At 73.8% G+C, this 20,003-nt stretch carries 17 protein-coding genes and 1 pseudogene; 7 read left to right on the top strand and 11 right to left on the bottom strand.

The annotated features are described in order from the left end of the window. The first annotated feature begins 43 nt into the window (after window positions 1–43). The 3 genes from IEY99_RS26510 (at window position 44) to IEY99_RS26500 (ending at window position 4,706) form a co-directional block, all read left to right on the top strand. Window positions 44–688, top strand: a complete 645-nt coding sequence (locus IEY99_RS26510; protein WP_189206811.1) for a fascin domain-containing protein — start codon at window positions 44–46, stop codon at window positions 686–688. Window positions 689–820: 132 nt separating this feature from the next. Further along, window positions 821–3,772, top strand: a complete 2,952-nt coding sequence (locus IEY99_RS34995) for a helix-turn-helix transcriptional regulator (protein ID WP_189206810.1) — start codon at window positions 821–823, stop codon at window positions 3,770–3,772. A gap of 85 nt (window positions 3,773–3,857) precedes the next feature. Then, window positions 3,858–4,706 (top strand): ATP-grasp domain-containing protein, encoded by an 849-nt coding sequence (locus tag IEY99_RS26500; protein WP_189206809.1) that lies wholly within the window; start codon window positions 3,858–3,860, stop codon window positions 4,704–4,706. Between the two features lie 12 nt (window positions 4,707–4,718). Here the strand turns inward: IEY99_RS26500 and rdgB are convergent, their stop codons facing one another. The 4 genes from rdgB to IEY99_RS26480 all read right to left on the bottom strand — a co-directional run bounded on the left by rdgB (window position 4,719) and on the right by IEY99_RS26480 (window position 8,222). After that, window positions 4,719–5,333, bottom strand: a complete 615-nt coding sequence (gene rdgB / locus IEY99_RS26495) for an RdgB/HAM1 family non-canonical purine NTP pyrophosphatase (RefSeq protein ID WP_189206808.1) — start codon at window positions 5,331–5,333, stop codon at window positions 4,719–4,721. Then, entirely contained in the window at window positions 5,330–6,058 is a 729-nt protein-coding gene (gene rph, locus IEY99_RS26490; RefSeq protein ID WP_189206807.1) for a ribonuclease PH, read from the bottom strand. The genes rdgB and rph overlap by 4 nt, the downstream gene beginning before the upstream one ends. Window positions 6,059–6,203: 145 nt before the next feature. After that, on the bottom strand, window positions 6,204–7,418 hold the full coding sequence (locus tag IEY99_RS26485; RefSeq protein ID WP_189206806.1) for a glycosyltransferase: 1,215 nt from the start codon (window positions 7,416–7,418) through the stop codon (window positions 6,204–6,206). A 57-nt stretch (window positions 7,419–7,475) separates the two neighbouring features. Further along, window positions 7,476–8,222, bottom strand: a complete 747-nt coding sequence (locus IEY99_RS26480; protein ID WP_189206805.1) for an MBL fold metallo-hydrolase — start codon at window positions 8,220–8,222, stop codon at window positions 7,476–7,478. Window positions 8,223–8,483: 261 nt separating this feature from the next. On the opposite strand from IEY99_RS26480, the gene IEY99_RS26475 reads away from it, so the two are divergent. Then, window positions 8,484–8,906, top strand: a complete 423-nt coding sequence (locus IEY99_RS26475) for a hypothetical protein (protein ID WP_229799273.1) — start codon at window positions 8,484–8,486, stop codon at window positions 8,904–8,906. 301 nt (window positions 8,907–9,207) lie between these two features. Here the strand turns inward: IEY99_RS26475 and IEY99_RS26470 are convergent, their stop codons facing one another. The 5 genes and pseudogenes from IEY99_RS26470 to clpS all read right to left on the bottom strand — a co-directional run bounded on the left by IEY99_RS26470 (window position 9,208) and on the right by clpS (window position 11,970). After that, complete coding sequence (locus IEY99_RS26470) at window positions 9,208–10,173, bottom strand: PLP-dependent cysteine synthase family protein (protein ID WP_189206804.1); 966 nt, start codon at window positions 10,171–10,173, stop codon at window positions 9,208–9,210. Window positions 10,174–10,177: 4 nt separating this feature from the next. Further along, window positions 10,178–10,510: a MoaD/ThiS family protein gene (locus tag IEY99_RS26465; RefSeq protein ID WP_189206803.1), complete on the bottom strand. Its 333-nt coding sequence runs from the start codon at window positions 10,508–10,510 to the stop codon at window positions 10,178–10,180. A 65-nt stretch (window positions 10,511–10,575) separates the two neighbouring features. Further along, window positions 10,576–11,078: pseudogene (locus IEY99_RS26460) on the bottom strand (M67 family metallopeptidase). Between the two features lie 54 nt (window positions 11,079–11,132). Next, the gene (locus tag IEY99_RS26455; RefSeq protein WP_189206802.1) at window positions 11,133–11,639 is read right to left on the bottom strand and encodes a DUF2017 domain-containing protein; all 507 of its coding nucleotides are present in this window, start codon (window positions 11,637–11,639) and stop codon (window positions 11,133–11,135) included. Between the two features lie 40 nt (window positions 11,640–11,679). Continuing rightward, entirely contained in the window at window positions 11,680–11,970 is a 291-nt protein-coding gene (gene clpS / locus IEY99_RS26450; protein WP_189206801.1) for an ATP-dependent Clp protease adapter ClpS, read from the bottom strand. A gap of 562 nt (window positions 11,971–12,532) precedes the next feature. On the opposite strand from clpS, the gene IEY99_RS34525 reads away from it, so the two are divergent. From IEY99_RS34525 to IEY99_RS26430, 3 genes are all read left to right on the top strand, one after another. Next, entirely contained in the window at window positions 12,533–15,460 is a 2,928-nt protein-coding gene (locus IEY99_RS34525) for a helix-turn-helix transcriptional regulator (protein ID WP_229799272.1), read from the top strand. Window positions 15,461–15,642: 182 nt separating this feature from the next. After that, window positions 15,643–16,932 (top strand): nicotinate phosphoribosyltransferase, encoded by a 1,290-nt coding sequence (locus tag IEY99_RS26435; protein ID WP_189206800.1) that lies wholly within the window; start codon window positions 15,643–15,645, stop codon window positions 16,930–16,932. A gap of 25 nt (window positions 16,933–16,957) precedes the next feature. Further along, the gene (locus IEY99_RS26430) at window positions 16,958–17,542 is read left to right on the top strand and encodes an isochorismatase family protein (RefSeq protein WP_189206799.1); all 585 of its coding nucleotides are present in this window, start codon (window positions 16,958–16,960) and stop codon (window positions 17,540–17,542) included. 30 nt (window positions 17,543–17,572) lie between these two features. On the opposite strand, the gene IEY99_RS26425 is transcribed toward IEY99_RS26430, so the two are convergent. Both IEY99_RS26425 and IEY99_RS26420 read right to left on the bottom strand, forming a co-directional pair. Next, window positions 17,573–18,991 (bottom strand): MFS transporter, encoded by a 1,419-nt coding sequence (locus IEY99_RS26425; protein ID WP_189206798.1) that lies wholly within the window; start codon window positions 18,989–18,991, stop codon window positions 17,573–17,575. 139 nt (window positions 18,992–19,130) lie between these two features. After that, window positions 19,131–20,003 (bottom strand): cytochrome c oxidase subunit I (locus tag IEY99_RS26420; protein WP_189206797.1); only part of this gene is annotated, 873 nt, incomplete at its 5' end.

Here is a 20,003-nt window from a genome sequence, read left to right as displayed (position 1 = left end):
GCGGAACCCCCGCCGCCGACTCCGTGAGGGGGAGGTAGCAGACATGAGAATGTTCGCGCGCGCCGCCGCCATCCTGGCGATCGGCGTGACCACCGCCGCCGGGCTCGCCGGCACACCCGCCGCCGCGGCTCCCGCACCGGCGACCGCTCCGCCCGCGTCGACCGCCGAGCTCATCCCGTACGGGGCGGGCTCGGCCGCGGTGGAGCAGCAGCGCTCGGCCATCGCCGCCCGGCACAACGCGGCCGCCCAGGCCGTCCTCTGCTGGCACAACGTGACGATCTACGCCAACGCCAACCGCCGGTGGGTCTCCATGGAGAAGGGCTACAGCGGCACCGACAACGGCATGCTGCGCGCCCGCGCGACGGTCGTCGGCCCGTGGGAACGCTTCGTGGTCTGCCGCGACAACGTGACCGGATACACCTACTGGGCCTCCCAGGACACCGGCCTGGTGGTGTCGACGGAGCTCGGCTACAGCGCCGGCGACTACGGCATGCTGCGCGCCCGCGCCACCATCGTCGGACCGTGGGAGCAGTACTACACCACCTCCCAGCCGGGAAGCTGGTTCTCGATGTACGCCTACGGCAACGGCCGCTGGGTCTCCACGGAGATCGGCTACAGCGCCGGCGACTACGGCATGCTGCGCGCCCGCGCCACGGTGATCGGGCCGTGGGAGCAGTACTACTGGTGACCGGCCGATCCGCCGGGGTCCGGGCCGCGCCCGGGCCCCGGCGCCCGCGCGTGACCGGCATGGATGCATCGGCTCGCTACGATCCCATCGGCGTCGATCCACCCGACGCCGGGACGGGCGCGGGCAGGGGACATGGGGCATCGGACACTCGACGGCGACGGGCAGCGGGAAGCCGGCCTCACGGCCCCACTGATCGGCCGGGCCCCGGAGGTGGCGGCCCTGCGCGCCGCCCTCCGCCAGGGTGCCGGCGCGCCGGCCGTGGTGGCCGTCGCCGGCGACCCGGGCATCGGCAAGTCCCGCCTGCTGGCCGAGCTGCTCGCCGAGGCGGGGCGCGACGGTCGCGTGGTGCTGGCCGGCGGGGCCGCCGAGTTCGAGCGCGAAGTGCCGTTCGGTGTGCTGCGCAACGCCATGGAGGACTATCTGCGCCGATGGCACGCGTCGCGACCCGAGCGTCTGGAAGCCACCGACCTGCGGCTGCTGCCCAGCGCCTTCCGCGCGCTCGCCGAGGACGGGCCGGGCGGCGCCCCCGTACTGCTGGCCGGTGAGCGGTACCGGCTGCACCGGGCGGTCCGGGCCGCGCTGGAGGCCATCGCCGGCGACGCGGGACTCGTGCTCGCCCTCGACGACCTGCACTGGGCCGACGACGGCTCGCTGGAACTTCTCGACCACCTGATGCGGCATCCGCCCGGTGCCCCGATCGTGCTGGCCGTGGCGTACCGGCCGCGGCAGGCGCCGACCCGGCTGCTCCAGGCGCTGGCCGGGGCGGTCCAGCGGGGGCTGGCCACGACGGTCGAGGTGGGACCGCTGAGCGCCGCCGAGGCCGACGGCCTGCTGCCCGCGGGCCTGAACCCGATGCAGCGCGAGCGGCTGTACCGCGCCGCCGGAGGCAACCCGTTCTACCTCGAGGTGCTGGCCCGCAGCGGCGCGACGGCCCCGCCGGCGCCGGACTCGCCCGCCTGGGGACCGGTCGGCGCCGCCCTGGCCGGGGAGTTCGCCACGCTGGAGCCGCTGCGCCGGCGGGTGCTGCACGCCGCGGCGGTCGCGGGCGACGAGTTCGACCTCGGCCTGCTCGCAGCGGTCGCCGACCTCGCCGAGCCGGACGTGCTGGCCGCGCTGGACGAGCTGGCGCAGCGCGACCTCCTCCGGGAGGGCAGCGCCCCGGGCCGGTTCCGGTTCCGCCATCCGCTGCTGCGCAGCGCGGCGTACCACCACGCCGGAGCGGGATGGCGGCTCGGCGCGCACGCCCGGGCGGCGGCGGAGCTGCGCGACCGCCGGGCGCCGATGGACGTACGGGCCCCGCACATCGAGGCGTCGGCGGCGGTCGGCGACCTGGCGGCGGTCGAGCAGCTCCACACCGCCGCGCTGGAGGCGGTGCACGCCACCCCGGCCGCCGCGGCGCACTGGCTGGGCTCGGCGCTGCGGCTGCTGCCGCGGTCACCGGACACCGTCGCGCTGCGGCTGGAGCTGCTGAACCTGCGCGGCCGGGCGCTGGGCGTCACCGGCCGGCTCGACGAGAGCCGGGAGATCCTCGGCGAGATCCTCCGGCTGCTGCCCGCCGGCACCGACGAGCGGATGAAGGCGGTCAGCTTCCTGGCCGTGCTGCAGAACTTGATCGGCGACCACGCCGAGGCCCGTGCCCTGCTGGCGCAGGAGCTGGCGACGCTGCCGGACCAGTACGGTCTCGCCGCCGGCGTACTGCGGGTCGGGCAGACCCTGACCACCGTCATGTACGGCCCGTCCGACCCCGCGGCCGTGGGCGAGGCGATCCGCGTGGCCCGCGGTACGGGCAACCGCCCCCTGCTCGCCTTCGCCCTGAGCGTCGGCGCGGTGGCCAAGCACTCCTTCGACATCACCGACCCGCACATCACCACCTGGCTGGACGAGGCCGGCCGGCTCGTGGACGCCATGCCGGACGGCGAGCTCGCCGAGCGGCTCGACACGGTGCTGTTCGTGAGCTGGGGCGAGCTGTACCGGGAACGCTTCGACGCCGCCCGCCGGCACCTGCAACGGGCGCTGCGGGTCGCCCGGGGCAGCGGGCAGAGCCACCTGATCGGCGCGCTGCGTACCCTGCTGGGGGTCCTCACCAGCATGACCGGTCAGCTCACCCGGGCCCTCGGGCACCTGGCGGACGCGATGGAGTCGGCCGTGCTCACCGGCTCTCCGCAGACCCACGCGCGCGTGCTCAGCTACCGGTCGTGGGTCAGCGTCTGGCGGGGCGAGCTGGACGAGGCGCTGGCCTTCGGCGAGCGGGCGGCGGAACTGGCGGCCGTCGGGGACGGCCCGGACTGGCAGGGTGGCTCGACGGAGATCTACCACGGCTTCGCCCGGCACGCCGCCGGCGACCCCGAGGCGGGCCTGGAGCTGATGATCCGCGGCGGGCACACCGGGGGCCGGGTGTCGGTGCGGCCGGTGTGGCAGGCACGCTGGTACCAGTGGCTGACCGCGGCCGCCGCCGACGCCGGCGACGACCGCGGCGCGGCGCGGTGGGCGGCCCGCGCCCGCGCGCTCCCGACGATCGACGACCTGCCCCGCCGCGCGGGGTTCATCCACCTCGCGCAGGTCCACGCGACACGGCGCGGCGACCCCGCGGCCGCCGCCGCCCACGCGGCGCGCGCGGCCGCCGCCTTCGAGCGGTCCGGCGACCGGATCGGCGCCGCCCAGGCCCACGTGTACGCCGCGGCGGCGTACCGCGACCTCGGCTCCACGGCGGCCGCGGACCGGGCCGGGGCCACCGCCCGGCGGGGCTTCGCCGCCTGCGACGCGTTCCCCCGCTGGCTGGAGACCCTGACCGGCGTCCCCCTCGTCGCGCCGAGCGGCGTGGTCCCCGCGGGCGAGGCGGTCGCGGGTGCGCCCGCCCCGCCCACGACACCGGTCCCGCGGCTGACCCCGCGCGAGCTGAGCATCCTGCGGCTGCTCGCCGACTCGCTGACCGCCGCGACGATCGCCCGGCGGCTCGGGATAAGCCCGGGCACCGTCCACAAGCATCTGGGCCGGCTGTACCGCAAGCTGGGCACCAGCGACCGGCTGGCGACCGTGCTGCGTGCCCGCGAGACCGGTCTGCTGCCGGACCCCTGCAAGCGGTAGCCCGGCCGGCGCGGCTGACGTCGCGGTGCGGTTGCCGTCCCACCCTGCGCGGCCCCGCCACCGGCGGCTCATCGATCATGGACGCATGCTGCTGCTCGTACCCGGGGATCCGCTCCGGCCCCGCCGGCCGGACGAACACTTCGCGGCCGAGGCTTCGGCGGCCCGTGCGGCCTGCCTCGAGGTCGCCGTCGTCGACCATGACGCCTTCACCCGGGGCGGGGACCACGCCGCGGCGGTCGCCCGGGTGCCGGCCGGTCGCGACGCCGTCTACCGCGGATGGATGCTGCGCGCGGAGCAGTACGCGGCGCTGGCGACGGCGCTGGCGGCCCGCGACGTGGTGCTGCGGACGAGCGCCGAGCAGTATCGGCGCGGACACGAGCTTCCCGGTTGGTACGCCGCGGTGCGGGCGGCGACTCCGGAGGCGGTGTGGACGCAGGGAGCCGAGCGGTCCGGCTTCGAGGAAGCGCTCGCCGCCCTGGCGTCCGGTCCGGCCGTGCTGCGCGACTACACCAAGTCGATGAAGCACCACTGGGACGAGGCCGCGTTCATCCCCGACGTCGCCGACGCGGACGCCGCGTGGCGGGTCGCGAGCCGGTTCCGGGAGCTGCGCGCCGACGATTTCGCCGGCGGCTTCGTCCTGCGCCGCTTCGAGCCCTTCACCGGCGCGGAGGTGCGCACGTGGTGGATCGGCGGCGTCTGCCGGCTGGTCACCGCCCATCCGGACACCCCCGGCGAGCAGCCACCGGCCGATGTCGACCCGGCGGCCTTCGCACCGCTGATCGCCGGACTGGACCTGCCGTTCGTGACCGCGGACCTGGTCCGGCACGCCGACGGCGGCTGGCGGATGGTCGAGATCGGCGACGGGCAGGTGAGCGACCGCCCGGCCAGCACACCCGCCGACGCCTTGATCACGGCACTGCGCACCGCCGCCTGACCCGCCGACGGGTCAGCGGGTCAGTTCCTTGGCGATCACCTTGGCAAGCTCGCGGAAGGCCTTGCCGCGGTGGCTGATGGCGTCCTTCTCCACCGGGGACAGCTCCGCGTTGGTGCGCTCCTGGCCCTCGCCGAGGAAGACCGGGTCGTAGCCGAAACCGCCGGTGCCGCGGCGGGAACGCAGGATCTGGCCGCGCTGCCGGCCCTCGACGAGGTGCTCGCGGCCGTTGGGCAGCACCAGGGCCGCCGCGCAGACGAAGGCGCCGCCGCGGTGGCCGTCGGGGACGTCGCTGATCTGCGCCAGGACGAGGTCGAGGTTGGCCCGGTCGTCGCCGTGGCCGCCGGACCAGCGGGCGCTGAAGACACCCGGCATGCCGTTGAGCGCGTCGACGCTCAGGCCGGAGTCGTCGGCGATCGTAGGCAGGCCGGTGCGGGAAACGCCCTCGCGGGCCTTGATCAGCGCGTTCTCGCCGAAGGTCAGGCCGGTCTCGGGAACGTCCGGATAGTTCGGGAAGTCGCCGAGGCCGACCAGCTCGATGCCGCCCGCGCCGAGCGCGACGTCGAGGATGCGCTGCAGCTCGACGAGCTTCTTCTCGTTGGCCGTGGCCAGCAGCAGGCGGGCGGTCACGACGCGAGGGCCTTCTGCTGGGCGGCGGCGAGCTCCGCGCAGCCGAGGACGCCGAGGTCGAGCAGGGCGTCGAGCTGGTCACGGCGGAACACGTTCGCCTCGCCGGTGCCCTGGACCTCGACGAAGTCGCCGTCGCCGGTGCAGACGACGTTCATGTCGACGTCGGCGGCGACGTCCTCGGCATACATGAGGTCGAGGCGGGGTTCGCCGGCGATGATGCCGACGCTGACCGCCTGGATCGAGCGGTGCACGACCGCGGCCGGCTTGCCGGCCAGCGACTTGCGGTCGGCAAGCCAGGTGACGGCGTCGTGGAGCGCGACATAGGCCCCGGTGATGGCCGCCGTCCGGGTGCCGCCGTCGGCCTGCAGCACGTCGCAGTCGAGGACGATGGAATTCTCACCGAGCGCCTTGAGGTCGATGCAGGCCCGCAGGCTGCGCCCGATCAGCCGGGAGATCTCCTGGGTCCGGCCGCCGACCTTGCCCTTGACGCTCTCCCGGTCGCCGCGGGTGTTGGTGGCGCGCGGCAGCATCGCGTATTCGGCGGTGACCCAGCCGAGCCCGGAACCCTTGCGCCAGCGCGGGACCCCCTCGGTCACGCTGGCCGTGCAGAGCACGCGGGTGTCGCCGAACTCGACGAGCACCGATCCCTCCGGATGGATGCTCCACCGGCGGGTGAGGGTCACGGGACGGAGTTGATCCGGCGCTCGGCCGTCGGGGCGTGCCATGGCCAAGAGCCTAGGCGGACGGTGACCTCTTCGCGCCGCCGGGTGCCGAGCCTGTGGACAACGCGCCCGTCAGGGCCTGTGGACACCAGCGCCCGCCAGATCCTGTGGACAACTCGCCCGCAGGATCCTGCGGACAACGCGCTCGTCAGAGGCTGTCGCCGGGCGCGCCGACCGGAACCGCGGGTCGCAGCGTCCGCGGGCTCTGCCGGGCGACCACCGGCCGCGGCGCCGGCGACGTCCCGTGGGCCCGCAGGAAGCCGTCGACTGCCTGCGGCCATCCGAACAGCTCGGCCCGGGCCCGTGCGGCGGCGCGGCGCTCCGTCTCGGGACGCTCCATCAGATTGCGTACGCCCGCGGCGAAGTCCTCCGGCGTGCCCGGCACGGCCATCCCGGCCCGGCCCACGACCTCGGGGAGCGCGCTGGCCCGGTCGACCACCACCGGCGTGCCGCACGCCAGCGCCTCCAGGGCGGCGAGCCCGAACGTCTCCACCGGCCCGGGCGCCAGGGCCACGTCCGCGCTGGCGAGCAGCGCGGCGACGGCGTCACGGTCGGTGATGTGTCCCGCGAAGCGCACCGGCAGCCGGGCCGCACGGTAGGCCAGCGCGGCCCGCCGCGACCCGTCGCCGGCCATCACCAGCACGGCGGGCGCCTTGGCGGCGCGCAGCGCGGCCACGGTGTCCACCGCGAGCTCGGGGCGCTTGTCCGCGGAGAGCCGGCTGCAGTAGACGACCAGCAGCTCGTCGGGCCGGGCGTACCGCTCGCGCAGGGCCGGGTCGCGGCGGCCCGGGTGGAACTGGCGCAGGTTCACCCCGAGCGGGATCTCCACCAGGTTGGGCACGCCGAGGCGGCGGAACTCCGCGGCGGCGAAGGCGGTGGTGCAGACGATCTGGTCGAACGACTCCGCCGTACGCCGGTTGAGCCGGTCGGCGAGCGCGTCGCGGTGCGGCATGCCCCAGACGCCCAGCAGGCCCGCCAGGCTCTCGTGGGACACCATCATCGACCCCACGCCGCGCTCGCGCGCCCAGCGGCCGGTCCAGCGCAGGGTGGCCTGGTCGGACACCTCGAGGCGGTCCGGCGCGAGCTCGTCGAGCAGCCGGGCGAGCCGGCGGCGGCCCGCGAGGACGCGGTAGCCGCCCGTGCGCGGCAGGTGATGACCCGGCAGCGTGATGACGCGGCCCTGCTCGGTCATCTCGTCGGAGTGCGCGCGGCCCGGCATGATCAGAATCGGCTCGTGCCCCGCCTGGCGGTAGCCCTCGCCGAGGTGGCGCAGGGCCGTCCGCAGACCGCCGGAGCGAGGTGAGACGAAGTTCGCCAGTCGGACGATGCGCAGCCCGCGCCCGCCCACTGATCCACCGGTCATGCAGGGCACTCCAAGGTCACGATCGAATCGATGGCGCTCTGGTGCCGTCCCCTCGGCTCACAGATCGTAGCGGGCCCCGGGCCGGACCACCTCCACCGGACCCGCGTAAGCGGCGCACGCCGCCTCCACAGTAGAGGCTTCCGAGGCCCAGGCGGGAACCAGATGGGTCAGCAGCAGGCGGGCGACGTCGGCCTTGGTGGCGGCCTCGCCCGCCTCGCCGCCGGTCAGGTGCAGGTCGGGCGGGTTGGCCACGCCGTCGAGGTAACTCGCCTCACAGAGGAACAGATCGGCGCCCTGCGCCAGGCGCAGCAACGGCTCGCAGGGCGCGGTGTCCGACGAGTAGGCGAGGACGCGGCCGTTGTGCTCCACCCGTACGCCATAGGTTTCGATGGGGTGGTTGACCCGGTCGGCGGTGACGGTGAACGGGCCGATCGGGAACGTGCCGGGCTGCAGGGCATAGAAGGTGTAGACGTCGTCGACGGGCTCGTTGTCGGCGCTGTAGGCCGCGGAGATGCGCTCGGCGGCGCCCATCGGCGCGTAGACCGGCAGCGGAGGCAGCGGCCCGCCGGGCGCATAGCGGCGGACCACCACGTACGTGCAGGCGTCGAGCATGTGATCGCAGTGCAGGTGGGTCAGCAGGATCGCGTCGACGGCGTCGATGCCCGCGTAGCGCTGCAGCGCGGACAGTGAGCCGGAGCCGAAGTCGATCAGCAGCCGGAAGCCGTCGGCCTCCACGAGGTAGGCGGAACAGGCCGACTCGGGGCCGGGGAAACTGCCGGCACAGCCGAGAACGGTCAGTCGCATGCGGGTCCCTCTGGTTCACACTCGGTCGTCCACTTCTTTGCCGACTGACCACCGGCAAATATTGCAGACCAGTCAATCACGCTGCGCAGCCTACGCCGGGACCAGCGCGTCACGTAAACGTCTGATCGATTTGTCGCTAAATCGACAACGTATGTCACACCGGGCGTGAGCTGGGTCATTTCCGGTCGCGTTACGCCTCGTGAGTTCCATCCGTTGCACACCGTGAAGGGGACAGACGGGGCAAATGCAAAGGGGCGAAAAGTGACGACGACGGACGTGGACCACGCCACCAAGGCACCCGAGGTGGCGGCGCCGGAGGTCGTGCCCTTCGGCTGGGAACCGGTCCGCCCGGCCGCCCCGCCGGCCGCCGGCGAGGAGGCCCTGTTCCGCTTCCCCGCCGCCGACGACCCGGCTCCCGGCACCCGCCGGCTGCTCGGCATGTCGATCTACTCGGCGCTGCTGGGCCTGGCCGGCGTGGGTGTCGGCGTACGCGGCCTGCTGTCGCAGATCGGCGGCGGGGTGCCCGGCTGGTACACGTGGGTTCTGGCCTTCCTCGGCATGGTGAGCGTGGCATTGTCGGTGGGCGCGTTCCTGTCGATCCACCGGCGGCTCCTGCCGTGGCTCCTGCTGATCTCCGCGGCCGTGCCGCTGATCGTGGACGTGATGCTCGCGGTGGCCTACTGAAGCCGTCCGGCCGCAACCGGGACGTACCCCGGGCCGGGCGGCGTCCACCCCGCCCCGGCGGCCCCCACACAGCGGCCGCGATCGTGGATTCAGACGGCCGTGTCCCGGTCCGCTCCGGCCCGGTTTGTCCCGGCGCGGCGGTCCCACACGGATCCCGGCCGCCTGACACGTGGACCGCACCGACCGGCCGCCTGACGCCGACGCGGGCAGGCGGACACCGGCCCGGCAGTCCGCCGCCTCGCCCGGAGCCGGCCGCTCCGGCCCCCGGTTCGGCGGCCTCACACCTGGCGGCGTCCGGCTCTCAGGCCCAGAGCTGACCTTCGAGGGCGTCCTCGGCGTCGGAGAGGGTGCCGCCATATGCGCCGGTCGAGAGGTATTTCCAGCCCGCGTCGGCGACCACGAAGGCCACGTCCGCCCGCCGGCCCTCCCGGACCGCCTCGTGGGCCACCGCGAGCGCCGCGTGCAGGATGGCGCCGCTGGAGAAGCCCGCGAAGATGCCCTCGACCTCGACGAGCTGGCGGGTGCGCAGGACCGCGTCCCGGGTGCCGACCGAGAAGCGCCGGGTCAGCACCGTGGCGTCGTAGAGCTCGGGGACGTAGCCCTCGTCGATGTTGCGCAGGCCGTACACCAGCTCGCCGTAGCGGGGCTCCGCCGCGACGATCTGGATGCCGTCGACCTTCTCCCGCAGGTAGCGGCCGGTGCCCATGAGCGTGCCGGTGGTGCCCAGGCCGGCCACGAAGTGGGTGATCGTCGGCAGGTCGTGCAGCAGCTCCGGGCCGGTCGTCTCGTAGTGGGCCCGGGCGTTCGCGGCGTTGCCGTACTGGAAGAGCATCACCCAGTCCGGGTGCTCCGTCGCGATCTGCTTGGCGACGGCGACCGCCTGGTTGGAGCCGCCCGCCGCGGGCGAGAAGATGATCTCCGCGCCGTACATGCGGAGGAGCTGGACGCGCTCCGCGGACACGTTCTCGGGCATCACGCAGACCAGCCGGTAGCCGCGCGTCTTGGCGACCATGGCCAGCGAGATGCCGGTGTTGCCGCTGGTGGGTTCGAGGATCGTGTCGCCCGGGCGGAGGCGGCCGGACTCCTCCGCCTCGCGCACCATGAACAGCGCCGGCCGGTCCTTGATGCTGCCCGTCGGGTTGCGGTCCTCGAGCTTCGCCCACAGCCGCACCGGCGGCGCCCCCTCGGGCACCGTCGGTGCGAGCCGGGGCAGGCCGACGAGCGGCGTGCCCCCGCAGGCGTCCAGAAGGCTCTCGTAGCGAGCCATCGGATTACTGGCCTTCGGTGAAGGGGCGGCCGAGCAGTGCGGCGGCGGCGACGAAGCCGAGCGCGCCGCCGGCCACGGCGGGCAGGATGGTGACGGAGTCACCGTCGTTGACCTGGGCGTCGAGCGCGCCGAGGAAGCGGACGTCCTCGTCGTTGACGTAGATGTTGACGAAGCGGTGCAGGCCGCCCTCGGGGGTGATGAGCCGCTGCTTGATGCCCGAGTGCTTGGCGTCCAGGTCGTCGATCAGGCGGGACAGAGTGTCACCGGACCCCTCGACGACCTTCGAGCCGCCGGTGTACGTGCGCAGAATGGTCGGAACGCGAACTTCGATAGCCATGGTTGTGGGCTCCTAGCAGAAAGAGGGTGTCGAAAAGACGTTCGGGACAGGTCGGGAGTCGTCGCTCAGCGACACTCGTAATAGACCGACGCAGGGCTCTGCCCGAACATGTACGACTGGACGGCGAACCCGTCCGCACTCTTCCTCACGCGTCCACCGTCGCATCCACGATGTTGACCTTTTCCTCGGTCACCACACCGTCCACGATACGGAACGAGCGGATCTCCTCGGAATCCGGTTCACGGGTCGAGACGAGCAGGTAGTGGGCACCCGGCTCACCGGCGAAAGAGATATCCGTGCGGGACGGATAGGCCTCGGTCGCGGTGTGCGAGTGGTAGATGACGACCGGCTCCTCGTCGTTGTCGTCCATCTCGCGCCACACCCGCAGCTGCTCCATCGAGTCGAACTCGTAGAACGTCATCGAACGCGCCGCGTTGTCCATGGCGATGTGCCGGGTCGGCAGGTCGCTGCCGATCGGGCCGGCGACCACGCCGCAGGCCTCGTCGGGGTGGTCCCGGCGAGCGTGGGCGACGATCGCTTCGATGATCGCGCTGTCGATGGTCAGCACGACGTTCACATTACCGCGACGGGCCGGGACCGCGGGCGTGGCGGTGGTCACGCGCTACGCCTGCTCGATCTCCGGAAGGGCGTTGAGCAGGGACTCCTGGAGATAGCCCAGGTACGCGTACACGGAAAGCTGGAAGACCCGGCTGGACCCGGGATCGTGGATCACGGCCTCGTCGAGCTCCTCGCCGAGGTCGGTGTCGGACTGGATGTCGAGCCGGGTGGCCATGGCCAGCCGGGCGTCGTTGATCGCGCGCAGCCAGGCCTCGGCCTCCTCCCCGTCCAGCCGCACCTCGCCCGGGCCGTCGTCCGGCAGCGCGGCCAGGATCGCGCCCGCCTGGTCGATCTTGCCCGTCTTGAGGTCCCCCTCGGTGTAGAGGCGGAACTCGGCGGAGTCGTCGGGACGGTCGGGGTAGGTGTCGGGAAAGAGCCGCGCGACGACGGGGTCGGTGTGGTCGAAGCCGTCCATCAGCAGGCCGACGACCTCGCCGGCCACCTTGCGCAGCACCCGCACCTCGTCCACGGCGAAGGTGGCCACGCATTGGTTGCCGTTGCGCCGGAACATCAGCCGATCACCCGCCTAGCATCGAACCCAAGCTCAAAAGTCACGCGCGGTCCACCGTCGCCCACAGACCGTATCCGTGAAGCTGGGAGGCGTCCATCTCCATGCGCTCGCGCGCGCCGGACGAGACGATCGCCTTGCCCTTGTTGTGGACGTCCATCATGAGCTTCTCGGCCTTCTCGTGGCTGTAGCCGAAGAGCTTCTGGAACACCCAGGTCACGTACGACATCAGATTGACCGGATCGTCCCAGACGATGGTCACCCACGGCCGGTCATCAGCCGGCACCTCCTCGATCTGCGGCGTCTCGACGGGAGCGACCTGAGGCAACGCCATGCCCCCATCGTGCCACGCCGCCCGGGGCTGGGGTCCAGCCGCCGAGGGATGACGCGGCGCGAACCTCGTGTTCCACCCCGCCGGCCCGGTGCCCGGCGCCGCCGGTCGCCAGGGCGAACCCGCAGATCCCCCGGTCCGACAGGACGCCAGCGGCCCGCCACGGGCGGCGATCGCCCGGCCGGTCGTCAGCGCCGGCGCACCGCACACGTGGAGACGGCCAGGGCCAGCTCCCGGCGCAAAGAAGTGCAGGCGCGCGGGCCCGCCCCCGGCGAAGATGCGCAGGCGCCCGGGCCCGCCCCCGGCGAAGATGCGCGGGTACCCTGGCCCGCCCTCCGGCAGAGATGCGCGGGCACCCTGGCCCGCCCCTGGCGAGGATGGGCGGGCGCCCGGGCCTGCCCCGCCAGGCACGCCCGGGCACGTTGCGCCGGCACCGCCGAACCGTAAACGGCCGGAACGGCTCGGGACAGATGTCGGATTACTCACCGTTTTACCCGCACATACTCATTCCGGACGCGGGCACCGGGGGCACCGCGGGGATGATAGATCTCGATATGCTGAGCCCGTGGAGCACTGGGAATTCGTCGGCCGCGCCGACGAGTTGGCCCGCCTCCGCACCGTCGCGACCAGCCAGTCCGAGCACGGCCTGATCCTCAGTGGCGTTGCCGGCATCGGCAAGAGCCGGTTGCTGCGGGAGGCGGTCACCGGCCTTCCGGGGGACAAGTGGGCGGTCCTCTCCGCCTCGGCCACCATCGCGAGCTCCGGGCTGCCGTTCGGCGGCCTCGCCCAGATCCTGCCGCCGGACCCGCCCGCCGGCCTCTCCCCCGCCGGGTTGCTGCGGTGGGCGGCCGAGGCCGTGCACGCCGCCGCCGGCGACTGCCCGGTCGTGCTCGCCGTCGACGACGCCCACCTGCTCGATCCGCCCTCGGCGGCGCTGGTGCACCTGCTCGTCCGCGAGGGAGCGACGCTGCTCGCCACCCTGCGGACCTCCGAGCCGGTGCCGCCGCCCATCTCGGCACTGTGGACCGAGGGCCTCGTCGGCCACGCCGAGCTGGCCCCGCTGCCCACCGACGAGTCGCAGGCGCTGCTCACCGCCCTGACCGGCGGACCGGTCGAGGCGGGGTCCGCGCAACGGCTCGGCCGGCTGGGCGGCGGCAACCCACTGCTGCTGCGCGAGCTGGTCATGGCCGCGGTCCGCGGCGGGGAGCTGCTCCAGGCGTACGGTTTCTGGCGCTGGACCGGTCGCCTGATGCTGGCGCCGAGCCTGGCGGAGCTGGTCGACGCCCGGGTCGGGAGCCTGACGGCCGGGGTCCGCGACGTCCTGGAGCTCACCTCCTTCGGCGAGCCGATCGGCCTGCCGCTGCTGTTGCGTGCCGCGGACCCGGCCGACGTCGAGGCCGCCGAGGAGCGCGGGCTGATCCGGGTGACCCGCGACGAACGCCGGCGCGACGTGAGCCTGGCCCACCCGCTCTACGGCGAGGTGGTGCGCCGCCGCTGCCCGGTCACCCGGGCCCGCCGGCTCCTGGCCACCCTCGCCGACCTGGTGGAATCCGTCGGCGCCCGGCGCCGCGACGATCTGCTGCGGGTCGCGGTCTGGCGACTCGACTCCGGCACGGCCCAGGACGACGCGCTCCTGCTCGACGCGGCGTCGCAGGCCTTCGCCCGCTTCGACATCGCCCTGGCCCGCCGCCTGGCATCCGCCGCCCACGACGCCACCCCCGGCCTGGCCAGCCCCGGCCCCGGCCCAGCCACCTCCGGCCCGGCCAGTCCCGGCCCAGCCGCCTCGGGCCTGGCCGTCGGCGAACCCGGCGCCCGCCCCGACACCCAGAATCCCGGCCCCGCTTCCAAGACCGGCCCCGCTTCCAAGACCGGCCCCGCTTCCAAGACCGGCCCCGCTTCCAAGACCGGCCCCGCTACCAAACCCGGCCCCGCTACCAAACCCGGCCTCGCTTCCAAGACCGGCCCCGCTACCAAACCCGGCCTCGCCCCCAGACCCGGCCGCGTTTCCACGCCCGGCCCCACTGCCAGGCCCGGCCGCGTTTCCACGTCCGGCGCCCCGAGGCCCGGCCCGGCCGCCGAGCTGCTCGCCACGGCGCTGCTCTTCGCCGACGAGCCCGAGGAGGCCCTGGCGGTCCTGGACGCCTCGCCGGAGGACAGCGCCCGATGGACCACCGCCCGCGCGACGGTGGAGTTCTTCGGCCTGGGCAGGCCGGAAGCCGCCGACACGCTCGCCGCCGCCGTGCACGCCGACCCGGCCGACGCGGCGCGCGTACGGGCCGTCGAGTCCTTCATCCGCCTGCAGTGCGACCAGGCCGCCCGGGCCCGGGAGCTCGCGGTCGGCGTCCTGGGCAACCCGGCGGCGGGCGTCCCCGCCCGCGGGCTGGCGCGCTGCGTGCTGGCCTTCCTGGCGGCCCTCGCCGGCGACCCCGACGGCGCCCGGGAGCTGCTCACGACGGCCGGCGCCGACCCCGCCGCCTGGCGGCGGGACATCCCGGCCCTGCAGTACGCGCTCCAGATGTGCGAGGGCACCCTGGCCAGCGTCTCGCTGGACCTGCCGGCGATCGACCGGATCGTGACCGCGGAGTTCGCCGCCCTCGCCCAGACGGGCGGCTTCGGGTTCGGCTCGGGCTGGGTGTCGCTGCTGGAGTCCCGGGCCGCGTTGTTGTCCGGGCGCACCGACGAGGCGTTGCGGGCGGTGGAGCAGGCCTGCGCCGCGCTCGCCATGACCCGCGTCTACGACGGCTGCGCACATGTCGCCCGGGCCACCGTCGCGGCGCAGCGCGGCGACCACTCCCTGGCCCGGTCGTCGCTGGAGATCGCGGACTCGGCCGCCGGCCACGCCACCGGCCTCTACTACGCCTGGCGGCAGCAGGCCCGGGCCTGGACCCACGCCTGCGCGGGGGATCTCGCCTCCGCCGTACGCGTGCTGCTCGACGTCGCCGCGCGGCTGCGCACGGCCGGCTTCCACGCGGTGGAGCTGCTGGTGCTCTACGACCTCGTCCGGCTCGGCAGCCCCGAGCTGGCCGCCGCCCGGATGGCCGAGCTCGCCGAGGCCGTCGGCGGGCGGGCGACCCCGCTGCTGGTGCGCCACGCGTGCGCCGGCGCGGACGGCGAGGCCCACCTCGCGGTGGCGCGCGAGCTCTCCGTACACGGGTATCAGGTCTTCGCGGCCGAGGCGGCCGCGCGCGCGGTCCAGATCTTCCGCACCGAACGGGATCCGCGGGCGCTCGGTGCCAGCACCCTGCTCGCCGATCTGCTGGCCCGCTGCGAGACCCTGCGGACGCCGGCGCTGCTGGCGGTGCAGCCGACGCTGACCGTCCGGGAGCGACAGGTGGCCGAGCTGGCGGCGAGCGGCGTCCGCAGCCGCGAGATCGCCGACCGGCTCTTCCTCTCACCACGCACGGTGGAGAATCACCTACAGCGTGTCTACACCAAGCTCGGCGTCAGCGGCCGCAACGAACTGGCGCCCGCACTGCGATTGCTGCCGCAATAAGGTAGGGGCGTGACTGACTGCACCGAGCTACGCCCACCTCTCCGCGGCAACGGCCGTGACGGCGAGGGCCAGGAAGGCACGCCAAGGAGACACAGCGTGACTGACTGCACCGAGCTACGCCCACCTCTCCGCGGCAACGGCCGTGACGGCAACGGCCGGCAAGGCATGTCGAGGAGGCACTCGTGACTGCCGCGTTCTCTCCGGCCCTGCTGACCGATCACTACGAGCTGACCATGGTGAGTGCGGCCCTGCGGGACGGGACGGCGCATCGCCGCAGCGTCTTCGAGGTGTTCGCCCGCCGGCTGCCCACCGGGCGCCGCTACGGCGTGGCCGCCGGTCAGGGACGGCTGATCGAGCTGGTCCGCGACTTCCGCTTCACCGACGAGGACGTGGCCTTCCTGCGGAAGGCGGGCATCGTCGACGAGACCACGGCATCCTGGCTCGCGGACTACCGGTTCACGGGCGACATCGACGGGTACGCCGAGGGCGAGCTCTTCTTCCCCGGCTCCCCGATCCTCACCGTCTCCGGCGGGTTCGCCGAGTGCGTGGTGCTGGAGACGCTGATCCTGTCGGTGCTCAACCACGACTGCGCGATCGCCTCGGCGGCCGCCCGGATGGTCACCGCCGCCCGGGGCAGGCCGATCATCGAGATGGGCTCCCGGCGTACGCACGAGGAGGCCGCCGTGGCCGCGGCCCGCGCGGCCTACCTCGCGGGTTTCGCGTCCACGTCGAACCTGGCGGCGGGCGGGCGCTACGGCATTCCCACCACGGGTACGTCCGCGCACGCCTTCACCCTGCTCCACGACGACGAACCGGCCGCGTTCGCCTCGCAGGTGGCGGCGCTGGGCAAGAACACGACGCTGCTGGTGGACACGTACGACATCGCGCAGGGCATCCGCAACGCCATCGCGGTGGCGGGCCCGGACCTGCGGGCGATCCGCATCGACTCGGGCGACCTGTCGGTCCTGGCCCAGCACTCGCGCGAGCTGCTCGACACCCTCGGCGCCACCGAGACGAAGATCATCGTTTCGGGCGACATGGACGAGTACGCGATCGCGACCCTGGCCGCGGAACCGGTCGACATGTACGGCGCGGGCACGGCGGTGGTCACCGGCTCCGGGGCGCCCACGGCCGGGCTGGTCTACAAGCTGGTCGAGGTGGAGGGCCGGCCGGTGGTGAAGCGCTCGGAGAACAAGGCGACCGTCGGCGGCCGCAAGACGGCGATCCGCCGCCACAAGCCCACGGGCACGGCCACCGAGGAGATCGTCGTCTCCCAGGGCGTGCCCGATCACCAGCCGAACGACCGGCTGCTGCAGCGGTCCTTCGTGGTGGGCGGCGAGGTGGCCGAGGCGCCGACGCTGGCGGAGTCGCGCGAGCATCTGCGGCAGTGCCTGATCTCGATCCCGTGGGAGGGGCTCAAGCTCTCGGCCGGAGACCCGGCCGTTCCCGTCACGGTCGTCCCCACCACCTGACCGCTGCCCGAATCCCGGAGGAACCATGGCCCGCGCCTTGATCATCGTTGACGTCCAGAACGACTTCTGCGAGGGCGGCTCGCTGGCCGTCCAGGGCGGCGCCGGCGTGGCGGCCGCCATCTCCTCGGCGCTCACCGGCTCCGGGGACCGCTGGGATCACGTCGTGGCGACGAAGGACTACCACGTCGACCCGGGGGCGCATTTCAGCGCGCACCCCGACTTCGTGGACTCGTGGCCGGCGCACTGCGTCGTGGGCACGCCCGGCTCGGAGTTCCACCCGGCACTGGTCACCGACCGGGTGGAGGCGGTCTTCCGCAAGGGCGAGCACGCGGCGGCGTACTCCGGCTTCGAGGGCCACACCGACTCCGGCGAGGGCCTGGCGGACTGGCTGCGCGGTCGCGGCGTGACCGAGGTCGACGTGGTGGGCATCGCGACCGACCACTGCGTACGGGCGACGGCGCTGGACGCCAAGGCGGCGGGCTTCGCCACCACGGTGCTGCTGGACCTGACGGCCGGCGTGGCCCCCGCGACCACGGCGGCGGCCCTTACGCAGTTCGAGGAGGCCGCGGTGACGACGACGGGCGAGCCGGTCGTCATCACCGCCCCCTGACCCCGCCCCGGCCCGGCGCGCGAGGGGCGGTCAGCGGGCCCGGACCGGCTCGTCGTCCTGCCTCGGAAACTCACAGGCGGGACCGGCCTCGCCGCGCTCCCAAACTCCGTCCCCGGCCCGGGCCGCCACGCCGTCCGCGGACCGGACCGCCACGCCGTCCGCGGACCGGACCGCCACGCCGTCCGCGGACCGGACCGCCACGCCGTCCCCGGTCCGGGCCGCCACGCCGTCCGCGGCCTGCGCTCCTTCGCCGGCTTCCGCGGCGGCGTCCGGGGGCTCGGTGCCGCGGCGGCGGAGCTCCGCCGGGAGCACCAGCAGGGCGACCGCGAGCCCCACCCCGCCGACGGCCGCGAAGCCCCAGGCCGGGGACGAGGCGTCCATCACCACGCCCGCCAGCGGTGCGCCCAGCGCGACGCCCACCGTCAGGGACGAGTTGTGCCAGCCCATCGCCTCGCCGCGGGCGGCGGCGGGGGTCAGCCGGCTCACCGCGTCCGCCGTCGCGGTGATGGTCGGGGCGCACAGGGCGCCCGCGGGCAGCAGGAGCAACCCGAGCAGCCACCAGTGACCGCCGCCCAGGCCCACGGGGATCGTGAGCAGGGCCATCGGGGCCAGCAGGAGCAGCGGCGACAGGCCCCGCTTGACCGTTCCGTACGCGAAGCCGCCCAGCAGCGAGTAGGCGGCCCACATGGCGAGCACCGCCCCGGTCCACTGGACCTCACCGGAGTGCTGGAGCACGGCGACCACCGCGACGTCCGTGCCGCTGAGCACCAGGGTGGCGGCGCTGCTGGCGGCCAGGACGGCGACCAGGCGGGGTCGCAGCCAGGCGCTGCGGGGCACCCGTTCGCCGGCCGAGATCGGCGCCTCGTCCTCGCCCCGGATCGGCGGGTTGAGCAGGTAGAGGCCGAGGCCGGAGGCCAGGATGCCGGCGCCGACGGCGAACATCGCGACGCGCGCGCCCGCGGTCGTGGAGATCAGGACGCCCAGGGCGGGCCCCGCCATGAACGACAGCTCGGTGGTGATCGAGTCGAGCGCGAAGGCGGGCAGCCGATGCGACTCGGGGGCCAGCGCCGCGATCGACTGCCGGGCCACCGAGAACGCGGGCAGCGTCAGGAAGCCGCCGATCAGGGCAGCGACGAGGAGCGTCCAGTACGGCAGGGACTGCGCCGCCGTCCAGAACGTCACCTCGGCGGCGGTGGTGAGCACCAGCACGGGCCGCAGCCCCTTGCGGTCGGTGATCCGGCCCAGGACGGGAGCGCCGAGCGAGCCACCGATGGTGAAGGCGGCGCCGACCAGCCCGGCGGCGCCGTACCCGAGGTGGAGATCCTGGGTGACGTGCAGGGTGAGCACGACCGTGCCGGCGGTGACGGGGATCCGGGCGAGGGTCGCGACGATGAGCAACGACGGGATCCCGCGCAGGGCGAGCGTCTCCCGGTAAGGCGTGAGTGTCATTTGCGGTCCTAACCTCCGCCCGACAGTGTCCGCCAGGGGTACGACATTCCCAACGGATTTGACGGAGCTCACGGCGAAGCCCGCCCCGGGTCGGCGCCGGAGCGGGCTTCGCTGCGTCGGTGCGAGGATCGCCTCGGTGTTACTTGCGGTCGCTCACGTCTTCCCGGTAGGTCGCGCCGCCGTCGGACTCGCCGGTCAGCGGGCGGGCGCCGCCCTCGGGCGGGCCGGCGATGGACTGCTCGCCGGCGGCCAGCTCCGGGTACTTGGCGTCGAACGCCGGGCGCTCCGAACGGATGCGCGGCATGCGGTCGAAGTTGCGCAGCGGCGGCGGGCAGGACGTCGCCCACTCCAGCGAGTTGCCCGCGCCCCACGGGTCGTCCACCGTGACGAGCTGGCCGACCTTGTACGACTTCCACACGTTGTAGATGAACGGCAGGGTCGAGGCGCCGAGCACGAACGCGCCGACGGTCGAGATCATGTTCAGCGTGGTGAAGCCGTCGTCGGCCTGGTAGTCGGCGTACCGGCGGGGGAAGCCCTCGGCGCCGAGCCAGTGCTGCACCAGGAACGTGCCGTGGAAGCCGAGGAAGGTCAGCCAGAAGTGGACCTTGCCGAGGCGGTCGTCGAGCATCCGGCCGAACATCTTCGGGAACCAGAAGTAGATGCCGGAGAACACGGCGAACACGATCGTGCCGAACAGCACGTAGTGGAAGTGCGCGATGACGAAGTACGAGTCCGACACGTGGAAGTCGATCGGCGGGGCCGCCAGCAGCACGCCGGAGAGGCCACCGAAGAGGAACGTGACCATGAAGCCGATCGCGAAGAGCATCGGCGACTCGAAGCTGATCTGCCCGCGCCACATCGTGCCGATCCACACGAAGAACTTCATGCCGGTGGGCACCGCGATCAGGAAGCTCAGGAAGCTGAAGAACGGCAGCAGCACCTGGCCGGTGACGAACATGTGGTGCGCCCACACGCTCATCGACAGCGCCGCGATCAGCAGGGTCGCGCCGAC

Origin of the sequence: Couchioplanes azureus, from assembly GCF_014648355.1 — a bacterium.
GTDB lineage: Bacteria > Actinomycetota > Actinomycetes > Mycobacteriales > Micromonosporaceae > Actinoplanes > Actinoplanes azureus.
This window is presented reverse-complemented; position numbering and strand designations above follow the sequence as displayed.

Coding starts and splice junctions, on each gene's coding strand:
- IEY99_RS26510 (WP_189206811.1), top strand. CDS start 44: ATGAGAATGTTCGCGCGCGCCGCCGCCATCCTGGCGATCGGCGTGACC.
- IEY99_RS34995 (WP_189206810.1), top strand. CDS start 821: ATGGGGCATCGGACACTCGACGGCGACGGGCAGCGGGAAGCCGGCCTC.
- IEY99_RS26500 (WP_189206809.1), top strand. CDS start 3,858: ATGCTGCTGCTCGTACCCGGGGATCCGCTCCGGCCCCGCCGGCCGGAC.
- rph (WP_189206807.1), bottom strand. CDS start 6,058: ATGGCACGCCCCGACGGCCGAGCGCCGGATCAACTCCGTCCCGTGACC.
- IEY99_RS26485 (WP_189206806.1), bottom strand. CDS start 7,418: ATGACCGGTGGATCAGTGGGCGGGCGCGGGCTGCGCATCGTCCGACTG.
- IEY99_RS26480 (WP_189206805.1), bottom strand. CDS start 8,222: ATGCGACTGACCGTTCTCGGCTGTGCCGGCAGTTTCCCCGGCCCCGAG.
- IEY99_RS26470 (WP_189206804.1), bottom strand. CDS start 10,173: ATGGCTCGCTACGAGAGCCTTCTGGACGCCTGCGGGGGCACGCCGCTC.
- IEY99_RS26465 (WP_189206803.1), bottom strand. CDS start 10,510: ATGGCTATCGAAGTTCGCGTTCCGACCATTCTGCGCACGTACACCGGC.
- IEY99_RS26455 (WP_189206802.1), bottom strand. CDS start 11,639: ATGTTCCGGCGCAACGGCAACCAATGCGTGGCCACCTTCGCCGTGGAC.
- clpS (WP_189206801.1), bottom strand. CDS start 11,970: ATGGCGTTGCCTCAGGTCGCTCCCGTCGAGACGCCGCAGATCGAGGAG.
- IEY99_RS26430 (WP_189206799.1), top strand. CDS start 16,958: ATGGCCCGCGCCTTGATCATCGTTGACGTCCAGAACGACTTCTGCGAG.
- IEY99_RS26425 (WP_189206798.1), bottom strand. CDS start 18,991: ATGACACTCACGCCTTACCGGGAGACGCTCGCCCTGCGCGGGATCCCG.